This is a genomic window from Leucobacter sp. USHLN153 (genome assembly GCF_037145615.1).
Classification (GTDB): domain Bacteria; phylum Actinomycetota; class Actinomycetes; order Actinomycetales; family Microbacteriaceae; genus Leucobacter.
In genome coordinates this window covers 638,914-664,341 of record NZ_JBBCXE010000001.1, presented here as the reverse complement: position 1 = coordinate 664,341, position 25,428 = coordinate 638,914, and the positions used below count along the sequence as shown (strand labels likewise).

19 protein-coding genes and 1 tRNA gene are annotated in these 25,428 nt (G+C 67.9%); 16 read left to right on the top strand and 4 right to left on the bottom strand.

Annotation, left to right across the window (positions count from 1 at the left end; translation table 11 throughout):
- The first annotated feature begins 10 nt into the window (after positions 1–10).
- From WFH00_RS03030 to WFH00_RS03000, 7 genes are all read left to right on the top strand, one after another.
- Positions 11–1,399: an aspartate aminotransferase family protein gene (locus WFH00_RS03030; protein ID WP_336659123.1), complete on the top strand. Its 1,389-nt coding sequence runs from the start codon at positions 11–13 to the stop codon at positions 1,397–1,399.
- Between the two features lie 157 nt (positions 1,400–1,556).
- Positions 1,557–2,018, top strand: a complete 462-nt coding sequence (locus WFH00_RS03025) for a MarR family winged helix-turn-helix transcriptional regulator (protein ID WP_336659122.1) — start codon at positions 1,557–1,559, stop codon at positions 2,016–2,018.
- A gap of 177 nt (positions 2,019–2,195) precedes the next feature.
- Positions 2,196–3,443 carry an MFS transporter gene (locus tag WFH00_RS03020; RefSeq protein ID WP_336659176.1) on the top strand — a complete coding sequence of 416 codons (1,248 nt, stop codon included), beginning with the start codon at positions 2,196–2,198 and terminating at the stop codon, positions 3,441–3,443.
- A gap of 56 nt (positions 3,444–3,499) precedes the next feature.
- Positions 3,500–4,723, top strand: coding sequence for a nucleoside hydrolase (locus tag WFH00_RS03015; protein ID WP_336659121.1), 1,224 nt, complete (start codon positions 3,500–3,502; stop codon positions 4,721–4,723).
- Positions 4,707–5,576 (top strand): histidine kinase, encoded by an 870-nt coding sequence (locus WFH00_RS03010; protein ID WP_336659120.1) that lies wholly within the window; start codon positions 4,707–4,709, stop codon positions 5,574–5,576. The genes WFH00_RS03015 and WFH00_RS03010 overlap by 17 nt, the downstream gene beginning before the upstream one ends.
- Complete coding sequence (locus WFH00_RS03005; RefSeq protein WP_336659119.1) at positions 5,577–6,431, top strand: energy-coupling factor transporter transmembrane component T family protein; 855 nt, start codon at positions 5,577–5,579, stop codon at positions 6,429–6,431. It abuts the gene before it with no gap.
- The gene (locus WFH00_RS03000) at positions 6,424–8,229 is read left to right on the top strand and encodes an ATP-binding cassette domain-containing protein (protein WP_336659118.1); all 1,806 of its coding nucleotides are present in this window, start codon (positions 6,424–6,426) and stop codon (positions 8,227–8,229) included. The genes WFH00_RS03005 and WFH00_RS03000 overlap by 8 nt, the downstream gene beginning before the upstream one ends.
- Positions 8,230–8,398: 169 nt before the next feature.
- Here the strand turns inward: WFH00_RS03000 and WFH00_RS02995 are convergent, their stop codons facing one another.
- The 4 genes from WFH00_RS02995 to WFH00_RS02980 all read right to left on the bottom strand — a co-directional run bounded on the left by WFH00_RS02995 (position 8,399) and on the right by WFH00_RS02980 (position 12,560).
- On the bottom strand, positions 8,399–9,142 hold the full coding sequence (locus WFH00_RS02995) for a CE1759 family FMN reductase (protein WP_336659117.1): 744 nt from the start codon (positions 9,140–9,142) through the stop codon (positions 8,399–8,401).
- Positions 9,143–9,396: 254 nt separating this feature from the next.
- Positions 9,397–9,843, bottom strand: a complete 447-nt coding sequence (locus WFH00_RS02990; RefSeq protein ID WP_336659116.1) for a MarR family winged helix-turn-helix transcriptional regulator — start codon at positions 9,841–9,843, stop codon at positions 9,397–9,399.
- A 101-nt stretch (positions 9,844–9,944) separates the two neighbouring features.
- Positions 9,945–11,132: a CE1758 family FMN-dependent luciferase-like monooxygenase gene (locus WFH00_RS02985; protein ID WP_336659115.1), complete on the bottom strand. Its 1,188-nt coding sequence runs from the start codon at positions 11,130–11,132 to the stop codon at positions 9,945–9,947.
- A gap of 225 nt (positions 11,133–11,357) precedes the next feature.
- On the bottom strand, positions 11,358–12,560 hold the full coding sequence (locus WFH00_RS02980; protein ID WP_336659114.1) for a pyridoxal phosphate-dependent aminotransferase: 1,203 nt from the start codon (positions 12,558–12,560) through the stop codon (positions 11,358–11,360).
- Between the two features lie 186 nt (positions 12,561–12,746).
- Between WFH00_RS02980 and WFH00_RS02975 the strand changes: the two genes are divergently transcribed.
- The 9 genes from WFH00_RS02975 to WFH00_RS02935 all read left to right on the top strand — a co-directional run bounded on the left by WFH00_RS02975 (position 12,747) and on the right by WFH00_RS02935 (position 25,406).
- Positions 12,747–12,822 (top strand) — tRNA-Trp (locus WFH00_RS02975).
- A 49-nt stretch (positions 12,823–12,871) separates the two neighbouring features.
- Positions 12,872–13,144: a preprotein translocase subunit SecE gene (gene secE, locus WFH00_RS02970; RefSeq protein WP_336659113.1), complete on the top strand. Its 273-nt coding sequence runs from the start codon at positions 12,872–12,874 to the stop codon at positions 13,142–13,144.
- 39 nt (positions 13,145–13,183) lie between these two features.
- Positions 13,184–13,993 (top strand): transcription termination/antitermination protein NusG, encoded by an 810-nt coding sequence (nusG, locus tag WFH00_RS02965; protein ID WP_336659112.1) that lies wholly within the window; start codon positions 13,184–13,186, stop codon positions 13,991–13,993.
- A 265-nt stretch (positions 13,994–14,258) separates the two neighbouring features.
- Positions 14,259–14,687, top strand: a complete 429-nt coding sequence (gene rplK / locus WFH00_RS02960) for a 50S ribosomal protein L11 (protein ID WP_336659111.1) — start codon at positions 14,259–14,261, stop codon at positions 14,685–14,687.
- 11 nt (positions 14,688–14,698) lie between these two features.
- Positions 14,699–15,388, top strand: a complete 690-nt coding sequence (gene rplA / locus WFH00_RS02955) for a 50S ribosomal protein L1 (protein ID WP_336659110.1) — start codon at positions 14,699–14,701, stop codon at positions 15,386–15,388.
- Between the two features lie 292 nt (positions 15,389–15,680).
- Positions 15,681–16,817, top strand: a complete 1,137-nt coding sequence (locus WFH00_RS02950) for a serine/threonine-protein kinase (RefSeq protein WP_336659109.1) — start codon at positions 15,681–15,683, stop codon at positions 16,815–16,817.
- On the top strand, positions 16,814–23,044 hold the full coding sequence (locus tag WFH00_RS02945; RefSeq protein ID WP_336659108.1) for an Ig-like domain-containing protein: 6,231 nt from the start codon (positions 16,814–16,816) through the stop codon (positions 23,042–23,044). Before WFH00_RS02950 ends, WFH00_RS02945 begins: the two co-directional genes overlap by 4 nt.
- A complete protein-coding gene (locus WFH00_RS02940; protein WP_336659107.1) occupies positions 23,041–24,045 on the top strand; it encodes an AAA family ATPase in 1,005 nt (334 codons plus the stop codon). Before WFH00_RS02945 ends, WFH00_RS02940 begins: the two co-directional genes overlap by 4 nt.
- A gap of 173 nt (positions 24,046–24,218) precedes the next feature.
- On the top strand, positions 24,219–25,406 hold the full coding sequence (locus WFH00_RS02935; RefSeq protein WP_336659106.1) for a DUF58 domain-containing protein: 1,188 nt from the start codon (positions 24,219–24,221) through the stop codon (positions 25,404–25,406).
- Positions 25,407–25,428 lie beyond the last annotated feature (22 nt).

Sequence of the window (25,428 nt, the reverse complement as noted above, 5' to 3'; positions counted from 1 at the left end):
GGGTGCAGCGATGACCGATTACATCGATCTGAACGGCGCCGAGCAGAGCTTCGGCGACACCGACGCGCAGCGCGAAGTGCGCGAGAACGATCGCCAGTACGTCTTCCACTCGTGGTCGGCGCAGGGCGCGATCAACCCGCTCCCCGTCGCGAAGGGCGAGGGCGTGCGCTTCTGGGACTACGACGGAACCGAGTACCTCGACTTCTCGTCGCAGCTCGTGAACCTGAACCTCGGGCACCAGCACCCCGGTCTCGTGAAGGCGATTCAGGATCAGGCCGGGCGCCTCGCAACCATTCAGCCTGCCATGGCGAACGACGTGCGCGGCGAGCTCGCGAAGCGCATCGTGGAGCACTCCTTCGAGGGGGCGCGCTCGGTGTTCTTCACGAACGGCGGCGCAGATGCGAACGAGTACGCGGTGCGCATGGCCCGCCACCACACGGGGCGCCAGAAGGTGCTCGCTCGCTACCGCTCGTACCACGGCTCGACCGCGACGGCGATCACGCTGACGGGTGAGCCGCGCCGCTGGGCGAACGGTACGCCGGACGCGGGTGTCGTGCACTTCTTCGGCCCCTACGCCTACCGCTCGGAATTCCACTCCGAGTCGCCGGAGCAGGAGACTGAGCGCGCGCTGCAGCACCTCGAGCAGACCATTGTGCTCGAGGGCGCGAACACCATCGCCGCGATCATTCTCGAGAGCGTTGTCGGAACCAACGGCATCATCGTGCCGACCCCGGGGTACCTCGAGGGCGTGCGCGAGCTCTGCGACCGCTACGGCATCGTGATGATCGCCGACGAGGTCATGGCGGGCTTCGGCCGCACGGGCGAATGGTTCGCCTTCCAGGCGTTCAATGTGAACCCTGACCTGGTGACCTTCGCGAAGGGCGTCAACTCGGGGTACGTGCCCCTCGGCGGTGTGGTCATCTCCGAGGAGATCCACAACACCTTCGCCGAGAAGCCGTTCCCGGGCGGTCTCACCTACAGCGGACACCCCCTGGGGGCTGCGGCGGGCGTTGCGACCTTCGACATCTTCGAGGAGGAGGGGATCCTCGAGCGCGTGCGCGACCTGGGTTCGCGAGTCGTGGAGCCGCGCCTGCGCGAGATGGCCGAGAAGCACCCGTCGATCGGCGAGGTGCGCGGCAAGGGTCTGTTCTGGGCGATCGAGCTGGTGAAGGATCGCGCCACCCACGAGCCCCTCATCCCGTTCAACGCTTCGGGTGAGGCAGCTGCGCCGTTCAATGCCGTGGTCGCCGCGTGCAAGCAGGCAGGTCTGTGGCCGTTCGCCGCGGGCAACCGTCTGCAGGTCGCACCTCCGCTGATCATTTCGGAGGAGGACCTCGTGAAGGGCCTCGACATCATCGACGAGGCGCTGAACGTCGCCGACGGGTACGTCGGCAAGTAACGCTTCACTGCACGCAGGTGCCTCAGCGCCCGCCGATCCGTTCCCGGGTCGGCGGGCGCTGTCGTGCGTTGGGGCGTGTTCCGGTTGCTTCGCAGGCGCGAAAGAGCGTCGATAGATACATAGCACCATGATGTAAATAGTGGTAAACTCTTCGAACGTGAGTAAGAAAGCTGAAGGTAATCGTTCAGAGATCGATGCTCTTGCGCTCGATCTCACGCGCGTCACCGGGCGCTTTTCTCGCGTCGCCGGTCGCGTTGCGGGGAGCGGCTACTCGCTCATCGCCTGGCGCGTACTGGCGGAACTCGAACAGCACGGGGCCGCGCGCGTCAGCGCCCTCGCCCACCAGCAGCGCGTCGCGCAGCCATCGATGACCGGTTTGCTGCAGCGGCTCGAGGGTGAGGGGTGGGTCAGCCGCGCGCCCGATCCGGAGGACGGTCGCGCCTCCCTCGTGTCGCTCACCTCGAGCGGTCAGCGCGCCCTCGACGACTACCGACGCGCGGCGGCCGACCGCGTGCGACCGCACCTCGAGCCGCTCTCGGATTTCGACCGCGCCACGCTCGCGCGCGCCGCCGAGCTCATGCAGTCGCTCGGGGATCGCATCGACGACCCCTCGGGCTAGGCCACCCGCCCTGAAACGCGCTCGCGCGTCACGGCCTGGCGATCCTGCTCGGCCCGCGCATCGCGGATTTACGACCCCCGACCGTCCCGCCCGCACGAAGCGGGCTCAAGCAAGGAGAATCTCACGACCTCGACACGCACACCCCAGGCCCCAGCTGCCCCCGCGGCACAGCCATCGATCTTCCGCCAGCCCACCGCGGTGTGGGCGATCGCTTTCGCGTGCGCGGTGTCATTCATGGGAATCGGCCTGGTCGACCCGATCCTGCCCGCGATCAGCCACGAGCTCGGCGCGAGCCCCAGCCAGACGATGCTGCTCTTCACGAGCTACCTCTTCATCACTGGCGCCGCGATGTTCTTCACGAGCTGGGTTTCGAGCCGTATCGGCGTGAAGCGCACGCTGATCGCGGGGCTCGTGCTCGTCGTGATCTTCGCGGCGCTCGCCGGGGCCTCGGGAACGGTCGACGCGATCATCGGTTTCCGCGCCGGTTGGGGGCTCGGCAACGCGCTCTTCATCTCGACGGCGCTCGCCGCGATCGTGGGCGCGGCGTCGGGAGGTGCTCGCCAGGCGATCGTGCTCTACGAGGCGGCGCTCGGGATCGGGCTTGCCGTCGGCCCGCTCGTCGGAGGACTCCTCGGGAGCATCTCGTGGCGCGGGCCGTTCTTCGGCACCGCGGCGCTGATGGCGATCGCGCTCGTTGCGATCCTGGCCCTGCTGCGCGCACCGAAGCGGCGCGATGGCGATCCTGCCCCCGCCGCTCCCGAGAAGGTCTCGATTCTCGCCGGATTCCGGGCCCTTCGAAACCCCGCCCTGCGCTCGCTCTCGATCGTCGCGCTCTTCTACAACTTCGGCTTCTTCGTGCTGCTCGCCTACAGCCCGTACCCGATGGAGGCCGCAGCTTCTGCGGTCGGAATCGAGTTCGGAGCGCACGAGCTCGGGCTCGTCTTCTTCGGCTGGGGCCTCGCGCTCGCGATCACGTCGGTGCTCGTCGCGCCCGTGCTGACGCGCCGTCTCGGCCTGCGCCCTGTGCTGTTCTCGATGCTCGGTGCCCTGACCGTGTGCCTCGTGCTGCTCGGCTTGTTCGTCGACAGCCTTCCGGGCCTGGTGGTCGTCGTCGTCGTGAGCGGGCTGCTGCTCGGCGTCATGAACACCGCGCTCACCGAGGCCGTGATGGAAGCGACGGATCTGCCGCGCAACGTCGCGTCGTCGACTTACTCGGGTGTGCGCTTCATGGGCGGCGCGATTGCTCCCGCCGTCGCGGGACCGATCGCCGAGGTGCTCGGAGCCGGCATGCCGTACTGGTTCGGTGCGGCGTCGATCGTGGTCTCGATGGTGGTGCTCGGGATCGCGGGGCGTCATCTCGCGCACATCGGTCAATCGCACGAGACGCCGATCGAGGAGGCCGAGGATATCTCCGTCGGGGCGTGACGGCCGGGGGCCGGTCCGACCTCCTGAATGTCGGCGGCCTCCGTCACAATAGGTGCATGCCCTCACACGCGATTCCCCTCTTTCTCGACTGCGACCCCGGCATCGACGACGCCATCGCGATTGCATACGCGCTGTGTCAGAGTGACGTGGAGCTCGTCGGCATTGCGGCGAGCGGCGGCAACGTGTCGACCGAGCAGGTGGTGCAGAACACGCTCGGCTGGCTGGAGCTCGCCGGGCGCTCCGACCTGCCGGTCTATCGAGGGTCTGACCTTCCGCTCGCGGGGCAGGATCCGCATGTGCCTGAGGCCCCCGATGGGCAGTCGCTCGTCGGTGTTGGTGAGCTCGCGGACCACGGTGGTGGTGCCGTCAGCGGAGCCGGAGGCGTTGAGTATGCCGAGGTGACCCACGGCGACACCGGGGCGGGTTACGCGGCCCTGCCGCACCCGAGCTTCGGGGTGCGCGACATGTCCGCGGCGCAGGCCTGGGTCGATGCCGCGCGAGCACACCCCGGCGAGCTCATCGGCGTCGTGATCGGTCCGAGCACGAACCTCGCGCTCGCGCTCGAGATGGAGCCGGATCTGCCGCGTCTGGTGAAGCGTCTGTTCGTCATGGGCGGGGCGTTCAACTATCGCGGCAACACCCACCCGACGACCGAGTGGAACATCACGTACGATCCGGAGGCCGCTGCGCGCGTGTTCGCTTCGTTCGGCGCTGCTCTGGCGGTGGGTGACGCACTCCACGCTCCCGTGATCGGTCCGCTGGAGGCGACCGAGATGGTGGAGATGACGCCGGAGCGTCTCAGCCGCATTCTGAGCATGACGAGCGAGGAGGCGCTCGCTTCGGCTTCTGAATCGAGGCGGCGATGGGCTGCGGTGCTGCACGAGCTGGGTGAGGCACTGCGCTTCTACTTCGAGTTCCACGAGCAGGATGGCCACGGCTACCTCGCCCACACGCACGATCCCTATGTGATGGCCGCAGCGATCGGGTGGGCGCGCGCGGAGGCCGAACGTGAAGCGCGTGCTGGCGACGCGGCCGACGTGGCGGCTGAATCGCGCGGAGCGCGTGAAACTGCGACAATTCCCTGGGCCGAGACTGCGTATGCTCCGGTCGACGTCGAGCTCACCGGCACGTTAACGCGTGGCGAGACCGTCGCCGACTGGTTGGGCCGGTGGAACCGTCCGGCGAACGCCGAGATCGTCCGCCGTGTCGACGCCGCGCAGTTTCTCGACCACCTCGCAGAAACCCTGATGAAAGGACCCGACCATGAACACACGCGATAGCGTGTCTGGGCAGGGGCTCGTCACCACGATGAGTCCCGGAGAATCCCGACCGAACGCCCCGAAGTGGGCGTACCTCCTCACCGCCGCAGGCTCACTGGTGATCATCGCGACCTATGTCGCGGTACTCGTGACGCAGCCCGCAACGCTCGGGCAAGATCTCGGCAACACGACCCTCTGGGTCATGCTCGGTTACCTCGCCGGCGCTGCGCTCATCGCCGCCGGAACTCTGCCGCTCATCCCGCGCAGCATCTACGCGCTGATGCCCGTCGCCATCGCCCTGAACATTACAGTCGGGCAGATCGTCGGCACGCTCACCCCCATCCCGCTCTACCTCGACTCGCTCGGCTCGGTTATCGTCGGCGTGCTCGCAGGTCCCGCCGCTGGTGCGCTTACCGGCGTGCTCGGCAACGTCATTTGGGGCGTGACCATCAACCCGACCGTCATCGCGTTCACCGCGGGCGCTGCGTTCGTCGGCGCCGCTGCCGGTTGGGCCGCGCGGCTCGGCGCGTTCCGAGCCGCCTGGTGGGCCGTCATCGCCGGGCTTATCGTGGGCGTCCCGGGTGGAGCGCTCGGCGCGCCGGTCGCCGCGTTCCTCTTCGGTGGCGGGCTCGGCGTCGGCACCGGAAGCATTGTCGCGACACTTCAGGCAGCGGGCCTCGAGATGCTCGGCGCGACTACCGCGCAGAGCCTCGCTTCCGATACCGCGGACAAGGCGATCATCTTCCTCATTGCATTCCTCGTGCTGCGCGCGCTCCCGAAGCGGATCGTTCGGCGCTACCCGCTCGCTATGCGGTCGCTCAGCGCCCGGTCCCGGCGTGGTGCCGGCGAAACGCGCGAAACCGTCTCCGCCTGAATGACGGCGATGCAGGGTCGCCTGAGCGAGCCCGGCCTGGAGCGGCACTCCCGCACCTCGCCGGGCAGTTCGGCGATCCTGCATCCCGCCACCGAACTCGTGCTCCTCGCCTCCGCGCTGCTCTGCATCTACGGCATTCCCTCGCCGGTGGTACCCGCGACGCTTCTGGCTCTTGCAGTGATCACCGCCGCGGCGTCTCCTCGCATTGCCCTCGGCCGCTGGGCCGCGACGTTCGCGGTGCTCGCGGCGCCCATGCTGCTGATGGTGGGGCTGATCCAGGGCGTGTTCTATCCCGGTGACAGGGCCGAGGTGCTGTGGAGGTGGGGCGCCGCTGCCGTGACGGTCGACGGCCTCGCGGTCGCGCTCCAGCTCTGGCTGCGCGTCGCGGCCATGATCGCGGTGTGCGCGCTCTTTGCTTTCGGTTCGGACTCCGCGCGCACCTTCGATGGAATGATCCGCCTGCGTGCGCCGCTCGGCATCGCCTACGTGTGCGCGACGGCGCTCAGCCTGATCCCGCTCCTGCGCGGTCAGGTGTCTCACGCCCTCGAAGCACGCGCCGCTCGCGGCTGGAACACGGCGCGCCTAGGCACCCGGCTGGGGCTGCTGCCCGGCATCATCGCGGGGCTTCTGACAGCGTCCCTGGTGCAGCTCGATCAGCGGCACGACACGTTGGAACAGCGTGGCTTTGGTCGGGTTCGGCGCCCGGCGAGTCTGCAGGAGCATCGCGACGGGCGGGTGCAGCGGGCGATCCGGTGGGCTGCGCCGCTCGCGTCGATCGCGCTGGTCGCCGGGGCTGTCTCCGGTCTCGTGCACCTGCCGAGCGCCTCGGAGATACTCGGAGCGATTCGTGGGTGAGCGGTCGTCTTATCGGTCTCCTGAGCCGTCGCCGGAGCCGTCGCCGGAGCGGTTGCCGGATCTGCCGCTGGATCGATCGCTCGCGCGCTCGGCCGCAGAGCGCCGTGAAGCGCGCGCGCAGGCGCTGTCGTTGATCGGCGCGAGTTTCGCCTACCGCGCGGACGAACCCATCGATGCCCGGGCAGCCCTATCGAATATCAACCTCAGCCTGGAGCCTGGCGAAATGCTGGCGGTGCTCGGGCCGCAGGGTTCGGGAACATCGACGCTCTGCCGCCTTGCAGCCGGACTCCTCGCTGACCATGGTCTCGTCAGTGGCCGGGTGGAGGCCGCGGGCGAGGTCGCAATGCTCGGCGATGACCCCGAAGCGCAGCTCACCGGCATGACGAGCTTCGTCGACGACGAGATACGGCTGCCGACGCGGCTCACCGGGAGCACGCGTCCGGTCGACGTCGACGGAGCACTCGAAGCGCTCGGCATGCGGCGGCTTGCTGGGCGGCGCCTGGACACGCTCTCGGGCGGGGAGCGGCAGCTCGTCGCGCTCGCCGGGCTCATGACACTCGATCCGTCGCTGCTCGTGCTCGACCAGCCGGCGCTCTCGCTCGACCCGAGCGCGCGGGTGCTGCTGCGCGATGCTCTCCGTCGCTTCTTGCGTGGAGGCGGCGCCGTGCTGCTTGCCGGCCACCAGCACGACGAGCTGACGGCAGCGGCGGATCGCGTGGTGTTTCTGCAGCGCGGCCGCATCGCCGGCGGTGCCGCGTCGGCCGAGGTCACGCAAGAAATGCTCGCGCGCCACGGCGTGTGGAACACCGTCGACCTCGCGGCCGATGCAGCTCGGATCGTGAAGCGCAATGCGGGTGGCGCTGATCCCGAATCTGCGAGCGAGCTCGCCGCCCCTGCGGCGGCGGGCGTCGTGCCCACGGCGCCCGGCGCCCGACCGGCACCTCAGCGCGAGCTCGAGCAGCGAGACCCGGAGCTGTGTGAGCCTGCGCAGCACGAACCCGAGCCCGAGCGGTGGGAGCCATTGCTCTCGGTACGTGACATGACCGTCCGCCGCGAGGGCTTCGCCGTGTTCGAGGGACTCGACTTCGCCGTTGCGAGCGGCGAGGTGCTCGCGATCATCGGCGCAAACGGCGCCGGCAAGTCGACGCTGCTCCGCGCCATCGGAGCGCTGCTCGGCGCGAGCGCGAGCACGACTGGCGAGCTCATGCTGCGCCCCTCAACGCCGACACTTCCCGCCCCCGAGGGATCGGGGCAACTTCAGGCGCGTGTTGCTCCCACTCATCCCCGCGACACGCGCACAAAGCTACCCCGATCCCACGATGCGAAGGGCGTGGTGGAGCTCGGTCGGCTCGCAGCTCACGAGCGGGCGCAGTACGTCGGCTGGGTCGGGCAGGATCCCGGCGCGCAGCTCTCCGCGGCGACGGTGCGGGGCGAACTCGAACGTGCGGCGCCGCTCGCGTCGCACCGCCGCCGTGACCGCGCCCGACTGCGCGAAGAACGGCGCCGAGCGGTGCAGGCCGTGCTCGAGCGGGTCGACCTTGCAGAATCGAGTGAGGAACACCCCTACGACCTCACGCCAGCTCAGCGCAAAGACCTCGTGATCGCGTCGGCCCTGCTGCTCGAACCGAGCGTTCTGCTGCTCGACGAACCCACACTCGGCCGGGACCTGGAGGGAATGCGACGCCTCGAGCGCATCATCACCGACTTCACGCGAAGCGGTGGGGCTGTACTGCTTACGACGCACGACCTCCGCTGGGCGGCCCGCGTCGCCGCCCGCATGATGCGCCTCGGTAATTGACCCGACACGGCGACCACCCCGCGCTTCGCTCCGTGGGCTGCCGCTGTGGCGGCACCGGCCGCGGAGCCCCAACGCGATGCGTTGGTACTCAGCGGCCCACCTGGCTTCGCTCCCTAGGCTGCCGCTGTGGCGGCACCGGCCGCGGAAGCCCAACGCGATGCGTTGTTCTTCAACGGCCGCCAGTCGCCAGGCGCATGAGATCGCTGCTCAGGTCGATGCCGAGCTCGGCACCCGCCGAGCGCTCGGCGCGGGCAACGCTCGCAGCGCTCTCGAAGGAGTGCTGGTACGAATCCCACGTCTCGCCGCGCACCGACTCCCGGAAGCCCCCGGTCATGAGCGCAACGAGCTCGGCCGCCGCGCGCTCAATGCGAGCGCCGAACTCCCGGCTGTTCCAGTCGTCCGGCGAGGCGAACAGCCCGGTCGGCGCGGTGATCGTGCGCAGGTACGAGAAGACGCCACGCAACTGATCGTCGACGACGAGCGCGTGCCGAGCGCTCCCCGCCGTCGCCCCGAGTACGACGGGAGTTCCGATGAGCAGGTCGTTGTCGAGCACTTGGAAGAACGCGGTGAAGAGACCGCTCGCTCCGGCCTTGTAGACGGGCGTCGTCGCTACGACAGCATCGGCATCGCGCATGACATCGCTCGCCGCCTGTAGCGCGGGGGACACGTGCTGCGAAACGAGCGCGGTCGTGACGTCGGCGGCCAGCGCCCGAAGGTCGATGAAGCGAATGCTCAGTTCGATGCCGCGCTGTGCAGCAAGTTTCGCCGCGTGGTCGGCAACTCGATTGGCGAGCATCGTCGTGGTCGAGGGATCGCTCGTTCCAGCGCTCACAACGGCGAGCCGGCGAAGCATGGGTGCCCGATCCGCATCGTTCTCGGGGGCAATAACATTCGAGCCAAGCGGTGTATTCATGCTGTGCCTCCAAGGCAGTATGAAGTAAAAGAAGTCGTTAAAAAGAAGAATCAGACCGGCGCGAGCAACCGAAGCGGGAGAGCGAAGCGATTCCGGGGCGCATCGGGGCCGCGCGGCGCTTCAGCGACGCGCGAGGGGCCCCCGTTTAAGCCACGGAGGCGCTTCGCTCTCCCGCGGAGCTCACCTGATCCGCACCCGCCGAACCGCAGAGCAAAACCGATCCGCACTCCCCGAACCGAAGCAAACCCGACCCGCTACGCCCGACCGCCGAGCTTGCTCGCGAGCCGCCGCAGGTCCTGCATCTCGTCGGGGCCCAGTGCAGAGCCGAGCTGTCGCGCGACGCTCTTCGCGTGCGCGCGGCCCACCTGCTGCTGAAGTGCGGCTCCCGCTTCGGTGAGCCGCAGGAGCACGGCGCGACCGTCGTCGGGATCCGGTTCCCGCGCGACGAGGTCCCGGCCGGCGAGGCGCTCGACCATGCGGGAGAGGGCCGGCTGGCTGAGCAGCACACCCTCCTGCACGTCGCAGATTCGCATTGGCTCGGCGTGTTTCGACAGCGTGTACAGAACGTCGTACTCCCGCATGCTGATCTCCGACCACATCTGCTCCGCAGCGAACACCTGCATCAGCTTCGAGTGCGCAGACATCACCGCTTCCCACGCCTCATTCGCGAGGCGCACGTCGATTCGGGCTGGCTGTTCCATCTCGCTGATACCTTTCGCTGGCGTGCGGTTGCTAGGTTACGTGAGTAGGGCGGGGGTGCTGGGACGAGAGAGCGAACTCCGCCCCAGCACGAGGCTCGGGATCAGCCGAGGCCGAACGCCGCGCCGCTCTTCGCGGGTGAGTCCTGGTACGGCGAGCCGCCTGTCACGTTGTCGCCGCGATTCGCGTTCGGACGCGGCTGTCGGGGTGCCTCATCACCGTATTTGGCACGGACGAGGCTGGCGTGCGAGGGCGATTCGGCGGCTTCGGGGTCGCGATCCTTCGCCATCTCGGCGCGCAGCACGGGCAGCACCTCCGAACCGAAGAGGTCGAGCTGCTCGAGCACCGTCTTCGTGGGGAGGCCGGCGTGATCGATGAGGAACATCTGCCGCTGGTAGTCGCCGAAGATGTCACGGAAGCCGAGCGTCTTGTCGATGACCTCTTGCGGGCTGCCGACGGTGAGCGGCGTCTGGCTTGTGAAGTCCTCCATGCGGGGGCCGTGGCCGTAGACCGGTGCCTCATTGAAGTAGGGGCGGAACTGCGACACGGCGTCCTGCGAGTTCTTCGCCATGAAGGCCTGGCCGCCGAGGCCCACCACCGCCTGCTTCTGGGTGCCGTGGCCGTAGTGCTCGAAACGCTCGCGGTAGAAGCGGATCAGCCGCAGCGAGTGCTCGGAGGGCGCGAAGATGTGGTTCGAGAAGAAGCCGTCGCCGTAGTACGCGGCCTGCTCGGCGATCTCGGGGGTGCGGATCGAGCCGTGCCACACGAACGGGGGCACGTCGTCGAGGGGGCGTGGCGTGCTCGTGAAGCCCTGGAGCGGGGTGCGGAAGTTGCCGTCGTAGTCGACGACGTCCTCGCGCCACAGGCGGTGCAGCAGGTTGTAGTTGTCGAGTGCGAGCGGCAGCGCGGAGCGGATGTCTTTGCCGAACCAGGGGTACACCGGCGCCGTGTTGCCGCGCCCGAGCATGAGGTCCATGCGACCGCCCGCGAGGTGCTGCAGCATCGCGTACTCCTCGGCGATGCGCACGGGATCGTTCGTCGTGATGAGCGTCGTGCTCGTCGAGAGCTTCAGCGTCTTCGTCATCGCGGCGATGTACGCGAGGAACGTCGTCGGGCTGGATGAGAAGAACGGCGGATTGTGGTGCTCGCCGATCGCGAAGACGTCGAAGCCGACCTCCTCGGCGTGCACCGCGATCTCGGTGAGGCCGCGAATGCGCTCGGCTTCGCTCGGCGTTTCACCGGAGACCGGGTCGCGGGTGACGTCGCTGACCGAGAAGATCCCGAATTCCATGATGTGACTCCCGTTTATCGTGTGAGCTCGACGTTGTCGGGCTTCAAGTTGCGCCATTTACATGCGCTTGCATACAAATATAACGCAGGTGTTCGGGTTTCATTCCCGCGAAGATCGGTGACGTTCGCGAAGTTCGGTGAAGTTCGCGAAAAACGAGAAAGGCGGCACCGGATCGCCCGATCCTGTGCCGCCCCCGCGTTCATCAGCGAAAGACCGACTCTGGAGCTACTCGCTCAGCAGCGCCTGAATGCGTCGGATGCCCTCGACCAGGGGTTCGTCTCCGAGCGCGTAACTGAAGCGCAGGTACCCGCTCGGGCCGAACGCCTCGCCCGGAACCGCAGCGACCTCGGCCTCCGAAAGGATGAGGTCGGCGAGCTCGAGCGACGTCGTCGGCGTCACGCCGCGGTACGTCTTGCCGAGCGCCGCGGTCACGTCGACGTAGGCGTAGAACGCGCCCTCAGGATTCGGGCAGTTGAACCCGGGGACCTTGTTCAGCTCCTCGACGATGAGCTTGCGCCTGCGGTCGAAGGCCTGGCGCATCTCCTCGATCGGCTCCTGCGGGCCGGTGAGGGCCTCGATAGCGGCGCGCTGCGCGATGTTATTGATGTTCGACGTGAGGTGAGACTGCAGGTTAGCGGCGCCCTTGATAGCGTCGGCGGGCCCGACCATCCAGCCCAGTCGCCAGCCTGTCATTGCGTAGCTCTTCGCGACGCCGTTCACGAGGATCGCACGATCCTGCAGTTCGGGCGCGGCTTCGACGATCGACACGGCGCGAACGCCGTCGTACGTCAGATTCTGATAGATCTCGTCCGCGATGACCCAGAGGCCGTTCGCCGCCGCCCACTCGCCGATCGCGCGGGTCTCGTCCGGGGAGTAGACCGCACCGGTGGGGTTCGAGGGAGAGACGAAAAGCAGCACCTTCGTGCGATCGGTGCGAGCGGCCTCGAGCTGCTCGACTGTCACCTTGTAGTTCTGGTCAGCGCCCGCGAACACCTCGACCGCGACGCCGTCCGCGAGCTGGATCGCCTCGGGGTACGTGGTCCAGTACGGCGCCGGGAGCAGCACCTCGTCGCCCGGATCGAGGAGCACCTGGAACGCCTGATACACGGCCTGCTTGCCGCCGTTCGTCACGACGACCTGCGACGGGTCGACGGCCCAACCCGAGTCGCGTGCCGTCTTCTCGGCGATCGCCTTCCTCAGCTCGGGCAGCCCGGCCGCCGCTGTGTAGCGGAAGTTCTTCGGGTCATCGAGCGCAGCGCGTGCCGCATCAACGATGTGCTGCGGCGTCGCGAAATCGGGCTCACCAGCGGCGTAACTGATGACGGGGCGACCCTCTGCCTGGAGGGCTTTCGCCTTCGCGTCAACCTTCAGCGTCGCTGACTCGGCAATTGCGGAAATCTTCTTCGATACACGGGAGATGTGGCTCACGCGACGATCCTACTCTGGGCCTCCGACACCCGCATCTGCGGGCCGAAGGGCTTGACGACGCGCCCGGGGCGATAGGCGTCAGTTCGACATGGGCGGGGGGATCGCGTAGAGTGATTCCCGGTAGTTGACTTCTGCCAAAATTTCCTATGCCTTCTAGGAGTGGAAATTGAGTAGAAGCAAGTCCATAGGGCGGTGGCGCAATTGGTAGCGCAGCGGTCTCCAAAACCGCAGGTTGCAGGTTCGAGTCCTGTCCGCCCTGCCAGCCCATGTGACGTCTCGAGCGTCGGGTGGGGGACCCGAAAGGAACGGCGATGAGCAGCACTGAGATCGAGGAAGGCGGCAACGTCGTTGAGCGCGCCAAGGCGGATCGTGCCGCCAAGCGCAACTGGTTCAGCCGGGTCGCTCTGTTCATCCAGCAGGTCATCGCCGAGCTCAAGAAGGTCGTCACACCGACGCGCAAAGAGCTGGTGAACTTCACGATCGTCGTTATCGCCTTCGTCATCGTGATGATGGCGCTGGTGTGGGCGCTCGATCAGGTCTTCGGTTGGGTCACGGTCTTCATCTTCGGTACACCGCTCGGCTAATCGCCGGCGACCGCACCGACCGCAAACAAGGAAAGCAGCATGACGAGCGAGAACAACAACCCCGAGGCAGACCTCGACGCGGCACTCGACGCCCTCGTGCAGTCGACTGACCCCGTAGCTGACGCCGCGGTTGAGGATGCGCTCGACATCGACAACGTCGAAGAGGCCGAGGCGGCCGCGAGCGCGATCGTCGACGAGGAGACTGAGGAATCCGCCGAGGATGCAGAGGGCGGCGAAGATCCGTACAAGGCCTTCAAGAAGGACCTGCGTCGTCGCCCGGGCAAGTGGTTCGTGATCCACACCTACGCGGGGTACGAGCGCAAGGTGAAGTCGAATCTGTGGAACCGTCGCGAGACGATGGGCGCGGTCGACGACATCTTTGAGATCCAGGTCCCCATGGAAGAGGTCATGGAGGTCAAGAACGGCCAGCGCAAGATGGTGACGCGCGTGCGCATCCCGGGTTACGTGCTGGTTCGCATGCACCTCAACGAGACCACCTGGTCCGTCGTGCGCCACACTCCGGGTGTGACCGGCTTCGTGGGCAACGCTCACAACCCCGTGCCGCTGCGCATCAACGAGGCGTTCGAGATGCTCAAGAGCACCGTCGAGCTCGAGCCCGCTGAGACCGCTCGTGGCAAGGCTGCTGCGAACGCCGCGGCGCAGGGCAATGTGGAGATCGACTTCGAGATCGGCGAGACGATCACCATCAAGTCGGGCTCCTTCGAGGGACTCCCGGGCACGATCAGCGAGATCAACCCGGCTGCGGGCAAGCTCACGGTGCTCGTCTCGCTCTTCGAGCGCGAGACCCCGGTCGAGCTGAGCTTCGACCAGGTCACCAAGATGGTCTGAGCGAGCCGCTCAACAAAGCGCTTCAGAACGCCCTGCTCTTCGGAGCGGGGCGTTCGCTGCTTCCGCTGGATTTCTTCCGGGCGGCGCGCGAGCGCGACGGCGCGCAGGCCGAGTCGCGCGCAGCGCGGATCCGGGGTAGACTTACATGGTTTGCGTCCGCGAGCGCCCTGAGTGCGCGCGAAGCAAACACGCACCGCGCTCCGGAACGGCCGGAGATGCGGGAGAGCACGCGCATCCGCGCGAGTTCGACGGAAAGGAAACAATCATGGCAAAGGCCAAGAAGGTTACCGGTCTGATCAAGCTTCAGATCGCAGCCGGCGCCGCCAACCCCGCACCCCCCGTGGGTCCTGCGCTGGGTCAGCACGGCGTCAACATCATGGAATTCTGCAAGGCGTACAACGCTGCGACCGAATCCCAGCGCGGCAACATTATCCCGGTCGAGATCACCGTGTACGAGGATCGCTCGTTCACCTTTGTGCTTAAGACTCCGCCGGCAGCCGAGCTGCTGAAGAAGGCGGCTGGCGTGCAGAAGGGCTCCGGCACTCCGCACACCGTCAAGGTGGCCAAGGTCACCGCAGAGCAGGTTCGCCAGATCGCCGAGCAGAAGCAGGCTGATCTCAACGCGAACGATGTCGACGCTGCGGCGAAGATCATCGCGGGCACCGCTCGCTCCATGGGCATCACGGTCGAGTAAGGGCTAGGGATATGGCACAGAAGTCGAAGGCGTACCGCGCCGCTGCCGAGAAGATTCAGGCAGACAAGTTCTACACTCCCGCCGAGGCAGTCGCCCTGGCGAAGGAGACCGGTTCCACCAAGACTGACTCGACCGTCGAGGTCGCCGTCAAGCTCGGCGTGGATCCCCGCAAGGCCGACCAGATGGTCCGCGGCACCGTGAGCCTGCCGCACGGCACCGGTAAGACCGCGCGCGTCATCGTGTTCGCGACCGGCGCTGCTGCTGAGGCTGCAATCGCTGCGGGCGCCGACGAGGTCGGTGGCGACGAGCTGATCGAGAAGGTGGCCGCTGGCTACACCGATTTCGATTCGGCTGTCTCGACCCCCGAGCTCATGGGCAAGGTCGGTCGCCTCGGTAAGGTGCTGGGCCCCCGTGGCCTCATGCCGAACCCGAAGACCGGCACCGTGACGCCGGACGCAGCGAAGGCTGTGACCGACATCAAGGGCGGCAAGATCGAGTTCCGCGTCGACAAGCACGCCAACGTGCACTTCATCGTCGGCAAAGCTTCGTTCTCGGCTGACCAGCTCACCGACAACATCAACTCGGTGCTCGACGAGATCTCGCGCCTGAAGCCGTCTTCGGCAAAGGGCAAGTACGTGCAGAAGGGCGCCGTCTCGACGACCTTCGGTCCGGGCATCCCGCTCGACGTCTCGGGTCTCTAAAGAGAGTCGCTCCCGGCCCTCGATCGCATACGCGGTCGGGGGCCGGGTTGTTTTCGGGGGCGGATCACCCACCGTCCACCGCCCACCGCTCACGGTGCGGCAACGGCACTGCCGGGCCCCGTGAGCGGATCGAACCCCTGTGGATAACGTGCTCCACTCCCGATACACCTCGTTTAGGATGTTCTCGTGACGCTCCGCAACCGATACGCCCCATTCGGCGTGCCGTCGCGCGCGAGGCGTTCATCGGAGTCAGGCGAGAGCCTCGGCCCCGCACCATTCTGGGGATGGTTCCGTGGCTGAGCGGGCGCCGAAGAAAGCCCCCGCCATCCCGGGGTTCAGCTACGTCCGCCCGCTCGGGTCGGGCGGCTTCGCACAGGTCTTCCTCTATGAGCAGGACATGCCGCGGCGCTTGGTCGCGGTGAAGGTGCTGAATGGCGCCGCCCGCGGATCTGACGCCGTCGAGGCGCTGCGAGAGGTGTTCGAGAGCGAGGCCGACGTCATGGCTCGGCTCAGCAGCCACCCGTCGGTCGTCTCCATTTATCAGGCGAGCATTTCTCTCGAGGGTCACCCGTATCTCGCGATGGAGTTCTGCCCGGCATCGATGGGCGCTCTCACGAAGGGCAATCCGGCGCGGCTGCAAGACGTGCTCGACGCGGGCGTGCGGATCGCGGGCGCGCTCGAGACCGCGCACCGCGCCGGCGTGCTGCACCGCGACATCAAGCCGTCCAACGTGCTGCTCACGACCCTCGGTCGGCCCGCGCTGTCGGACTTCGGCATCGCGCAGGTGCTGGGTCGACGCGAGATCGAGGGCGAGATGGCGATGTCGATTCCGTGGTCAGCTCCCGAGATCGTCGGATTGCGGAGCACCGGCAGTGTGGCGACCGAGGTCTGGTCGCTCGGCGCGACGCTGTACTCCTTTGCAGCGGGCCGGTCACCCTTCGAACTGGCCGATCGTGCGCAGAATTCGCGGGCGAAGTTGACGGAGCGCATCTCGAAGGCGGTGTATCAGGCGATCCCCGGTGCGCAGGGGTACGAGCAGTTCGACGAGGTGATCTCCACGGCGCTGCGGAAGCAGCCGCAGGCGCGGTACGCATCCATGGCGGCGTTCGGCGAGGCTTTGCAAGGACTGCAGCGGAGCTACGGCTTCGACGTGACGCCCCTCGAGATCGTCGCGGAGGCCTGGCTGCCGCGCTCCGGTGCGGTGCAACCGGGGACGCGCGGCCCAGTCGTAAGCACGGTCGGGCGGGTGACCCGGGCCGAAGCGCGCGCAGAGATGCTCGCCCAGCGGCGGGGAACCGATACCGACGGCCTGATCCTCGATCGGCCCACATCGCCCCTGCGCGCCGGGCTCATCGGCGCGGGCGTCGCGCTCGCGGTGGTCGCGGCTGCCGCCGGGGTCTTTCTCGCCCTCAGCGGAGGCGGCGGGTGAGTTTTCCGAAGGGGGTGGAGCGCGGGCGACTGCGCAAGCTGCAGTGGTGGATCGCGGGCGTGGTCTGCTGCGCGCTCGTCGCGACGATCGCGGTGATCGCGCAGGGCTACGACGCGCGAGAGACGCCGCGACAGGAGCCCGGCGTCTGGGTGGCTCGCGATGCGGGCCAGTACGCGCGTGTGAACACCGACACGGGCGAACTCGATCTCGTTCGCAAGGTTGCGGACCCGAGCGGAGTGCTGCAGGCGGGCGAGCGCGCCGCGGTGCTCACGAATGGCAACGGCCGGGCGTGGCCCGTCGACGCTACAAACCCGATTGATCTCAACGAGCGCGCCGGCAGTGCGGGTGGCGCAGCAGGCGAAGAGTCAGGATCGGCCGACACCGTCTCGAACTCGACCTCGAAGAGTGACGAAAGCGAGAGCGACGGGGCCGGTGCCGAAGCGGCTGCGGCGGTCAGAATGCCCGACGGCGCCCGTGACGTGGAGAGCGCTGGCCGTTTCGTCGCGGTGCGCACCGAAGACGGCGCGGTATATCTCGGAGAACTCGCGGACCCCGTGGTTTCCGGCGAAGCGACACAGGGCGCGGCGCCCGCGGTTTCAGCAACCGCCGGTTCTCCGCAGTTCGGCGAGCTGACCGCTGATCTCGAGGCCCGCTTAGGATCGCTGGAGCGGATCGACCCGCTCGCCGAGAGCGGTGCGGACGCGGAGAGCGCCACGGGGAGCGGAACGGATGAGGAACCCGGATCCGCCACGGAGGAAGCACCCGAGTATCGCGCATCCGCGATCGCGCTCTCAGAAAATGGTGAGCTCGCGATGTACTCCGCCGACGATGACGGCGTCCGTCGTTTCGACGCGCAGACACGTACGTTCGACGGCCTTGCCGAGGTTCCGGCCGAAGCGGGCGACGCAGCGATGCCGCAGCTCGCGCTCGTTTCCGGGGATTGGGTGCTGCTCGACGCGGAGAGCGGCGAGCTGTGGCGCGAGGGCGGCGCGCGTGCCGAGGTGGAGCTCGACGGCTCCGCGATCCTCCAGGCTTCCGGCGGCGCGGGTGTGCGAGGCGGCGGCGACACGCTGATCGCGGACGCGAGCGGCTTGATTCGCGTGAGCGAGGATGGCGAAGCGAGCCGCGAGGTGGAGACGACGGGCACCCCCGCGCAGCCGAAGTACGTCGGCAATACGGTCTACGCGGCATGGTTAGGGCAGAACTCCGGGGTCATGTGGACGCCGGAGGAGGGGGAGAAGCCCCTCGAGATCGACGATTCCGCGCGCGACTCCGGCGACCTGATGCCCGTGATCCGCTCGAACGGTGCGCGCGGCGTGCTGAACGAAATGCGCACCGGCATGCTGTGGACGCTGCCCGCCGGGGACCTGATCCCGTTGTCGCAGTGGACGATCTCGGACCCGCCGAAGGAGGATCGCGGCACGGTGGTCGTCGAGGACGTCACCGAGCAGGTCGCGCCGACGGCCGTCGACGACGCTTTCGGCGTGCGCGCGGGAGAATCTGCTCCGCTGCCCGTGATGCTGAATGACTACGACGCGAACAAGCGCGACGTGCTCACCATCGTGCCTGATTCATTGAGCGAGCAGGGGCTCCCCGAGAAGTTCGGAACGCTGCAACTGCTGCCTGACGGGCAGTCGCTCACGGTGCAGACGGTCGATGGGGCGACCGGGTCCGCCACATTCACCTATCGAATCACCGACGGGGCCCTGGTGTCGGAGGCCGCGACCGTCACCGTCACGATCGCGGATGATGAGGCGAACTCGGCGCCCGCTTGGTGCCCGGTCGAGGGGTGCCAGCGCGACTGGCGCGTCCCGGCGATCGCCCCCGGCGGGACCCTCGTGTTTCCGCTGCTCGAAGGGTGGGTGGATCCCGAGGGTGACGTTATGACGCTGTCGGATGTCACAGCACTCCGCTCCGACGATCCCGTGCGCGCGATAGTGACCGCCGACGGCCGACTCGCCGTGCGTCACACCGATCCGAACGCAGGAGCCTCCGAGATCGCCCTGAGCGTGGCGGTGACCGACGGACGCGGCGCGACGGGCGAGCGAGAACTGACGCTCGTCATCGACCCGGGAGCCACCCCGGAATTCACCGCGACAGCGTCGACCGTGCAGGTCGGCCACACCGCGACGGTGCGTCCGCTCGAGCGCGTCGCGGGAGGTTCGGGCTCTTACGCGTTGCTCGATGCGGTGGACCCGAGCGGCACCATGCGGGTCGTGCCGAAAACGGCGAATGGTGGCGTCGAGATCGAAGCTTCGGAGGCCGGGAGCGCGACGGTGACGGTGACGGTCCGGGACACGGTCACGGGCGGTGAGATTACCGGTCCGCTGCGGGTCACCGCGACGCCTGCCGGCCCTCCGCTCACGCTGCCGGCTCTGCGCGCTTTCGTGCGACCGCTCGCGGACACCACTGTCGAGATTCTCGATGCCATTCCGGGTGGCGCATCCCGGTCCCTGTCAGTGGCGGGTGTCGACGTCACCGACGGCGAACTGCAGGCCGACGTCATCGACCACGCGCAGGTGCGAGTCGCCGGCAGCACCGCCGATGGCGGCGCGGGGCGGATCGGGTCTGCCGAAGTCAGCGTGGCCGAGGGTGACGCGCGGGCAACGGGAACGCTGACGGTGTTCCAGGTGCCCGAAACGAACACGACGGGTGCGGTCGCAGTCGCTGACACGGCGACCGTGCGAGCCGGCGATGTCGTCGATATCCGCGTGCTCGATAATGACGTCGCGGGACCCGGCGAGCGGCTGCTGCTCGACCCCGACGTCGTCGGTTCCCGGACGCGCGGCGAGCTCGCCTTCGCTTCGGGCAACGTCCTCCGATATCTCGCGCCGAAGCAGGCGGGCACCTATCGTCTGAGCTATACGGCGTTCGGGGCGAGCGATCCCGCGGCCGGCGATGTGGGCTCCGTCATCGTCACCGTGCTTCCCAGCGGATCCAACCGCGACCCGCAGCCCGCGGCGGTGACCGCCCGCGTGAGCTCAGGCGGAACTGCGGAGGTGAGGATCCCGCTCTCGGGAGTCGACCCCGACGGCGACCGGGTGCGCGTGATGAGTGTTGACGGCAACACCGACGCCGGGATCACGGCGACCGTGGCTCCGGCGGGCAACGCGATCCGTGTGAGCGCGGCGAGCGGGGCGAGTGCCGCTACCGTGTCGCTGACGTACTCGGTGCGGGACTCTCAGGGCGGCACGGCCGAAGGAACGCTGTCGGTTATCGTTGTGCCCGCCGCCGAGTCGAGCGCGATCGTGGCCTCGACGGACTTTGCGCGGCTGACACCGAAGAGCCGGGCCGCCGTGATTCATCCTCTCGATAACGATGTTGACCCTGCGGGGGGAGAGCTGACTCTCGAAGAGGTCGTGCCGAACGTGCCGGGTGGCGCGGACAGCTCGGAGGCGCGGGAACTGGCGAAGCGCATCGACCTGTCGCAACTCGAAGCGGGTCGGGTGTCGATCGAGCCCGGTCGAGAGCTCGGTGCGGTGTCGTATCGGTACACGGTGCGGTCGAAGGCGACGAAGAGCACGGCCGATGGACTGATCGTTGTGCAGACCTCGGAGCGCGCCGGTGCTCAGGCACCAGTAGTGACGGACACGGTGCTGAATGTGCGGGATCGCGCGGAACTCGAGAACGCCGGCGTCGACGTCGTTGCCGACTCGGTGCGCTGGGCGACCGGTGACGTCTCTACGCTGAGCCTCTCGCTCTGGGGAGGATCGCGAGACGACTATCGAGTTACTGACAATCGCATCGTCGGGAAGTATCGACCAGAGGGCGACACGGTGGTGTTCAAGCTTTCGGGCACGGACAACTCGGGACGCAAGATCGCGAGCTACGGACTGCTCGTCGTGCCCTCACTCGATGAGCTGCGTCTGACCCTGAAGCCGAACCTCGCACCGCTGCGCGTCGATGAGGATGCGAGTAAGGATGCGCGGGTGAGCGACCTCGTCGACGTCGGCCCCGGCGACGACGTCGAGCTGCGCGAGCAACGTTTCACGAGCGGTCGCTCGCAGGGCCGTTGTGAGGCAGTGTCGGAGGACACGTTGCGATACAGCGCGGGGAAGGAAGGCCCGTGGACCGACACGTGCCTCGTGCAGGCGCGTCTGGTCGGGCAGCGGGCGTGGAGTACCCTGCCGGTCGGCGTGGTCGTCGTGCCGAAGCAACCGACCGCGCAGGCCACCGCTCTGACCCGGACGATCGTTCCCGGGGCGAAGGCGCAGATTTCACTCAGTGACATGGTGACGTGGCAGGGCGGACGCGAGGGTGACGCCTCGAAGCTCCGCTTCGACGTGTCGGGCGGAACTTCTCTCTTCGAGGTCACGCAGCAGGGATCCGAGGTCTCGGTCGTCGCCCGAGCCGACGCGGTGCCGGGGAGTCAGGAAGCCGTCTCGGTGTCGGTGTCGGGAGCCGGTGATTCGCGGGCGGCGCTCACGCTGCGCGTGGGGCAGGCGCCGCGCGACCTGCCGCAGGGCGCCACCGTGGCGCTGAAGTGCACCGTCGGAGACGCGTGCCAGGCGCAGCTCGTGGGCGTGCCGGGCGAGCACGACCCGTTCGCGGGTAAGAGCGGCGGTGGTCTCAAGCTGGTCTCGGTGAGCGGTACGGGGTGCTCCTACGGAAAGTTCACTCGCGTCGGCGATAGCTCCGTTTCCGTGTCGTGGCCTGGAGGCCCGGAGGTCGGCGGCACCTGCCGCGTCGGTTTCACCGTGGTGGATGCACAGGGGCGCACCGGAGACGGCGTGATCGAGTTCGACGCGCAGGGGATCCCGAGCCGACCGAGCATTCAGCAGACCGGATACACCGCGAACAGCGCGAGCTTCACCGTGACGCTGGCCGGTCGACCCGCGCACCCGGACGTCACCGGTGTCACGCTCGCGGGCGGAGGCTCGCCGAGTTGCTCGGCCGTCGGCACTTCGACGTTCCAGTGCGTCGCGACCGGCCTGGCGAACGGCGAGAAACACGACTTCAGCGCGCAGGCCGTGAACGCGGTGGGGACCTCGGCTTCGTCGAGCACGGTCACCGCGTGGGCCTATGCGGCACCCGCTGCGCCTCAGGTGAGCGTGGAGTCCATCAAGAACCCGGGCAATCAGGACCAGACTCATGGCGGCGTACGACTCTCCGTTTCCGGGGCGAGCGATACGAAGCAGTACACGGTCTCGTATCGCGGAACCGACGGCGGCACGATTGACGGCGCCACCGGAAGCCGGGAGTACACCGGACTCGCTGTTGGGTCGATTTCGTTTACGGTGACGCCCGTCACGCGGTTCGACGTGCCTGAGATCGGCGGGGGAAGCAGCACGGGAGCCGCCGCACAGGCCGACGGATTCGTCATTGGCGCTCCGCGCCTAGAAAGCGCTTCGCTGAGGAGCACGGGTGACACTACCGCCGCGATCTCCGTGGTTGGAGAGGGGGCGCACGCTGACGAAGCTGTACGTACGACGTATGTGGTAGATCGTGCCTCACGCAATCTCAGCTGCACGGGCGGACAACCATCCCCGGACTTCACTGGTCTGCAGAAGTACCGTACGTATCACGGACTCGTCTGTATGGAGAGTGATTACGGTGCCCGCATTGCCGAGACGAACCTCGAGATCATCGGTCGGACTCTTGAGGCGCCGTCCGTGCGGTACACCATTTCTTCGGAGCCTGTGATGACGGAGACCGGCGCCTCGTACAACCTCGTGAAAAACTCGGATGATTCGCCGATGCTCACGGTTGAGAAGTATGACGACACACGACTCAAGTTCAGCAACACGGGTACGGAGGAGTTCGTATTCGCCGAGGGCGTCACGGTACAGCAGTGCGTAGGGTCACTGAAGGACGAGCAGTGCTCGGAAGCATCGACTGTGACCGGAATTAATGCACCGCGCGAGGTCACGATCACGCTCCCTGCAGGCGCGTGCTACGACACTCAGAACGAGCCGAATGAGTCCGAGTTGCGGAATATGTTTGCGTTCTCAGGAACCGACCCAGCTTTTGCACGCCTGAGTGCCGGCGCGGCATCCCCTGAAAATGTGCCGATCACAATTCGATGGATTGGGGGTGGGGCGCCCTCGTTCAGTAACGCGACCCTCAACGTTCCCGCGTGTGCCGTTGATCCGGACCCCGGCACGGACGACCCTGACCCGGGAACCGGCGATGCCGATCCCGCTGCGAGCCTCACCCAGCTACAGCCCGCGCTCGCACCCGAGCCCGCCGCCTCACCGACCACCACCACCGCACAAGGAGCCGCATGACCTCGCAGCCGCAGTCGCAGCAGGAGACCACGACCCACGCCATCAGCCCCGATCAGGCGCAGTGGGTGGCGCAGCTGTTCTCCACGACGGCCGACGCGGTCGAGCAGACGATCCACGGAAAGCGTCGCGTTGTGGAACTCGTCTTCGCGTGCGTGCTGGCGGGCGGCCACGTGCTCCTCGAGGACGTTCCGGGCACGGGCAAGACGGCGCTTGCGCGCGCGCTCGGTCAGGTGATCCAGGGTACGAGCTCTCGCGTGCAGTTCACCCCCGACCTGCTTCCGGGCGATATCACCGGCATCACGGTGTTCGATCAGCGTGTCGGCGGATTCGAGTTCCACCCGGGTCCCATCTTCGCGAACGTCGTGCTCGCCGACGAGATCAACCGCGCGAGCCCGAAGACGCAGTCGGCGCTTCTCGAGGTGATGGAAGAGGGGCGCGTCACGGTCGACGGCACCTCGCACGACGTCGGAACGCCGTTCATGGTGATCGCGACCCAGAACCCGGTAGAGCAGGCGGGCACCTACCGTCTCCCCGAGGCGCAGCTCGACCGCTTCATGGTCAAGACCTCCATCGGCTACCCCGATCAGGCGGCGATGACGCGGATCCTGCAGGGAGACCGATCGCACCACGAGCCGCTGGCCCCGGTGGTGAGCACGGGAATGGTGACGCAGGCGCAGGATCTGGTGAGCCGCGTGCACGTCAGCCCTCTCGTCGCCGATTACGCGGTGCGTCTCGTGGAGGCCACCCGACGCGCGAGCGAGGTGCGGCTCGGCGCGAGTGTGCGCGGTGCCCTCGCCCTCGTCCGCCTCGCGTCGGCGTGGGCCGCGGCCCACGGCCGTCACTACGTGACCCCCGACGACATCCGCGACCTCGCGATGCCGGTACTTGCTCACCGACTCGTGCTCGAGCCGGAAGCCGAGTTCGACGGAGTGACCCCGGCGCAGATCGTCGGCCAGATTCTGCTCGACGTCGCGGCCCCGCAGGAGAACGGCTCGGCGTGAGTCTCGATACTTCGCGTGCCCCGCTATCGAACACGGGGACTGAGACGCGTGGCAGCACCACCACGCGGTTCGGTGAAACGCTCCATGTCACGGGGCGCGTCAGCGCGCGCCGGCGCGCGGCGAGGCGCTGGTGGCGACGTAACCGCCGCCGCGTCCGTCGCCAGTGGCGGCGGGTGCGCGAGACGATCACGCCGACGGGCTATTTCGTCGCCGCAGTCGCCGTGCTGTCGGCGGTGCTCGGCGCCGCGCTGGGTTGGATCGAGGCGTGGTTCGTCGCGATCGGCTTCGGCGTGCTGCTGCTCATCGGTCTGCCGTTCCTGCTCGGGTCGCGCGCGTACCTCATCCGCATCACCATCGACCGGGTGCGCGTGGTCGTCGGGGGTGAGGTGAGCCTGCAGGTGGACGTCGAGAACTCCGGGCCCCGCCCGGCGTTGCCGGCCACGGCAGAGCTGCCGGTGGGTGAAGCGCTGCGCGAGATCCCGATCCCGTTCATCGGCCCGCACGGCACAGCATCGGTGCCGCTCGGTATCCCGGCGGTATCGCGGGGCGTCATCGAGGTCGGTCCACTCACCCTCGCGCGGCGCGATCCGCTCGGACTCGTGCGTCGCGACATCACGTGGCGCGACCGGCACCTCGTGCACGTGCACCCCCGCACCGCGCAACTCCCGCCGGGTTCAGCGGGTCTCGTGCGCGACCTCGAGGGTGCTGCGAGCCGCCGCCTCACCGATTCCGACCTCTCATTCCACGCCGTCCGCGAGTACGTGCGCGGGGACGCGCTGCGTCACGTGCACTGGAAGTCGACGGCGAAGACGGGCACGCTCATGGTGCGCCAGTACGAAGAATCGCAGACCGCGCGCGCTGCGATCCTCTTCGATGCGACCCGCGACGAATACGCGAGCGACGAAGAATTCGAGCTCGGGGTGAGCATTGCAGCGTCGCTCGGCCTGCAGGCGGTGCGTGAGGGGCGCGAGCGCTTCATCGCGTCGCAGTGGTCGCCGGGGCGCGTGCGTCCGAGCATCGACGGTGTCGAGGAGCTCCCCGCGGACACACCGGCGCAGCTGCTCGACGCGTGGGCGGAGCTCGAGCCCGCCGAGGACGCGCTGCCGATCGAGCGCCTGACGCGCAACCTCGCGGAGTCGCGGCGCCCGCTGTCGATCGTCGCGGTGGTGACGGGGTCGATTCCGGATCCGGCCCGGCTGCGCCGCGCCGCCGCCGCGTTCACGGAGGACGTCCGCGTGCTCGTGATGCGCGCGGAGCTCCTCGCCGACCCTGCTGTGCACCTGGCCGACCGGAGCACGATCTTCACACTGGGCGCGATCGGGGACCTGCCGCAGCTCATGGTGCGGGGAGGCCTCGCGTGAAACGCTCCGCTCGGCCCGGATC

Excerpts from the sequence above, each read along its gene's own strand:
- WFH00_RS03030 (WP_336659123.1), top strand. The coding sequence starts at position 11 with ATGACCGATTACATCGATCTGAACGGCGCCGAGCAGAGCTTCGGCGAC.
- WFH00_RS03015 (WP_336659121.1), top strand. The coding sequence starts at position 3,500 with ATGCCCTCACACGCGATTCCCCTCTTTCTCGACTGCGACCCCGGCATC.
- WFH00_RS03010 (WP_336659120.1), top strand. The coding sequence starts at position 4,707 with ATGAACACACGCGATAGCGTGTCTGGGCAGGGGCTCGTCACCACGATG.
- WFH00_RS03005 (WP_336659119.1), top strand. The coding sequence starts at position 5,577 with ATGACGGCGATGCAGGGTCGCCTGAGCGAGCCCGGCCTGGAGCGGCAC.
- WFH00_RS02995 (WP_336659117.1), bottom strand. The coding sequence starts at position 9,142 with ATGAATACACCGCTTGGCTCGAATGTTATTGCCCCCGAGAACGATGCG.
- WFH00_RS02990 (WP_336659116.1), bottom strand. The coding sequence starts at position 9,843 with ATGGAACAGCCAGCCCGAATCGACGTGCGCCTCGCGAATGAGGCGTGG.
- WFH00_RS02985 (WP_336659115.1), bottom strand. The coding sequence starts at position 11,132 with ATGGAATTCGGGATCTTCTCGGTCAGCGACGTCACCCGCGACCCGGTC.
- secE (WP_336659113.1), top strand. The coding sequence starts at position 12,872 with ATGAGCAGCACTGAGATCGAGGAAGGCGGCAACGTCGTTGAGCGCGCC.
- nusG (WP_336659112.1), top strand. The coding sequence starts at position 13,184 with ATGACGAGCGAGAACAACAACCCCGAGGCAGACCTCGACGCGGCACTC.
- rplK (WP_336659111.1), top strand. The coding sequence starts at position 14,259 with ATGGCAAAGGCCAAGAAGGTTACCGGTCTGATCAAGCTTCAGATCGCA.
- rplA (WP_336659110.1), top strand. The coding sequence starts at position 14,699 with ATGGCACAGAAGTCGAAGGCGTACCGCGCCGCTGCCGAGAAGATTCAG.
- WFH00_RS02940 (WP_336659107.1), top strand. The coding sequence starts at position 23,041 with ATGACCTCGCAGCCGCAGTCGCAGCAGGAGACCACGACCCACGCCATC.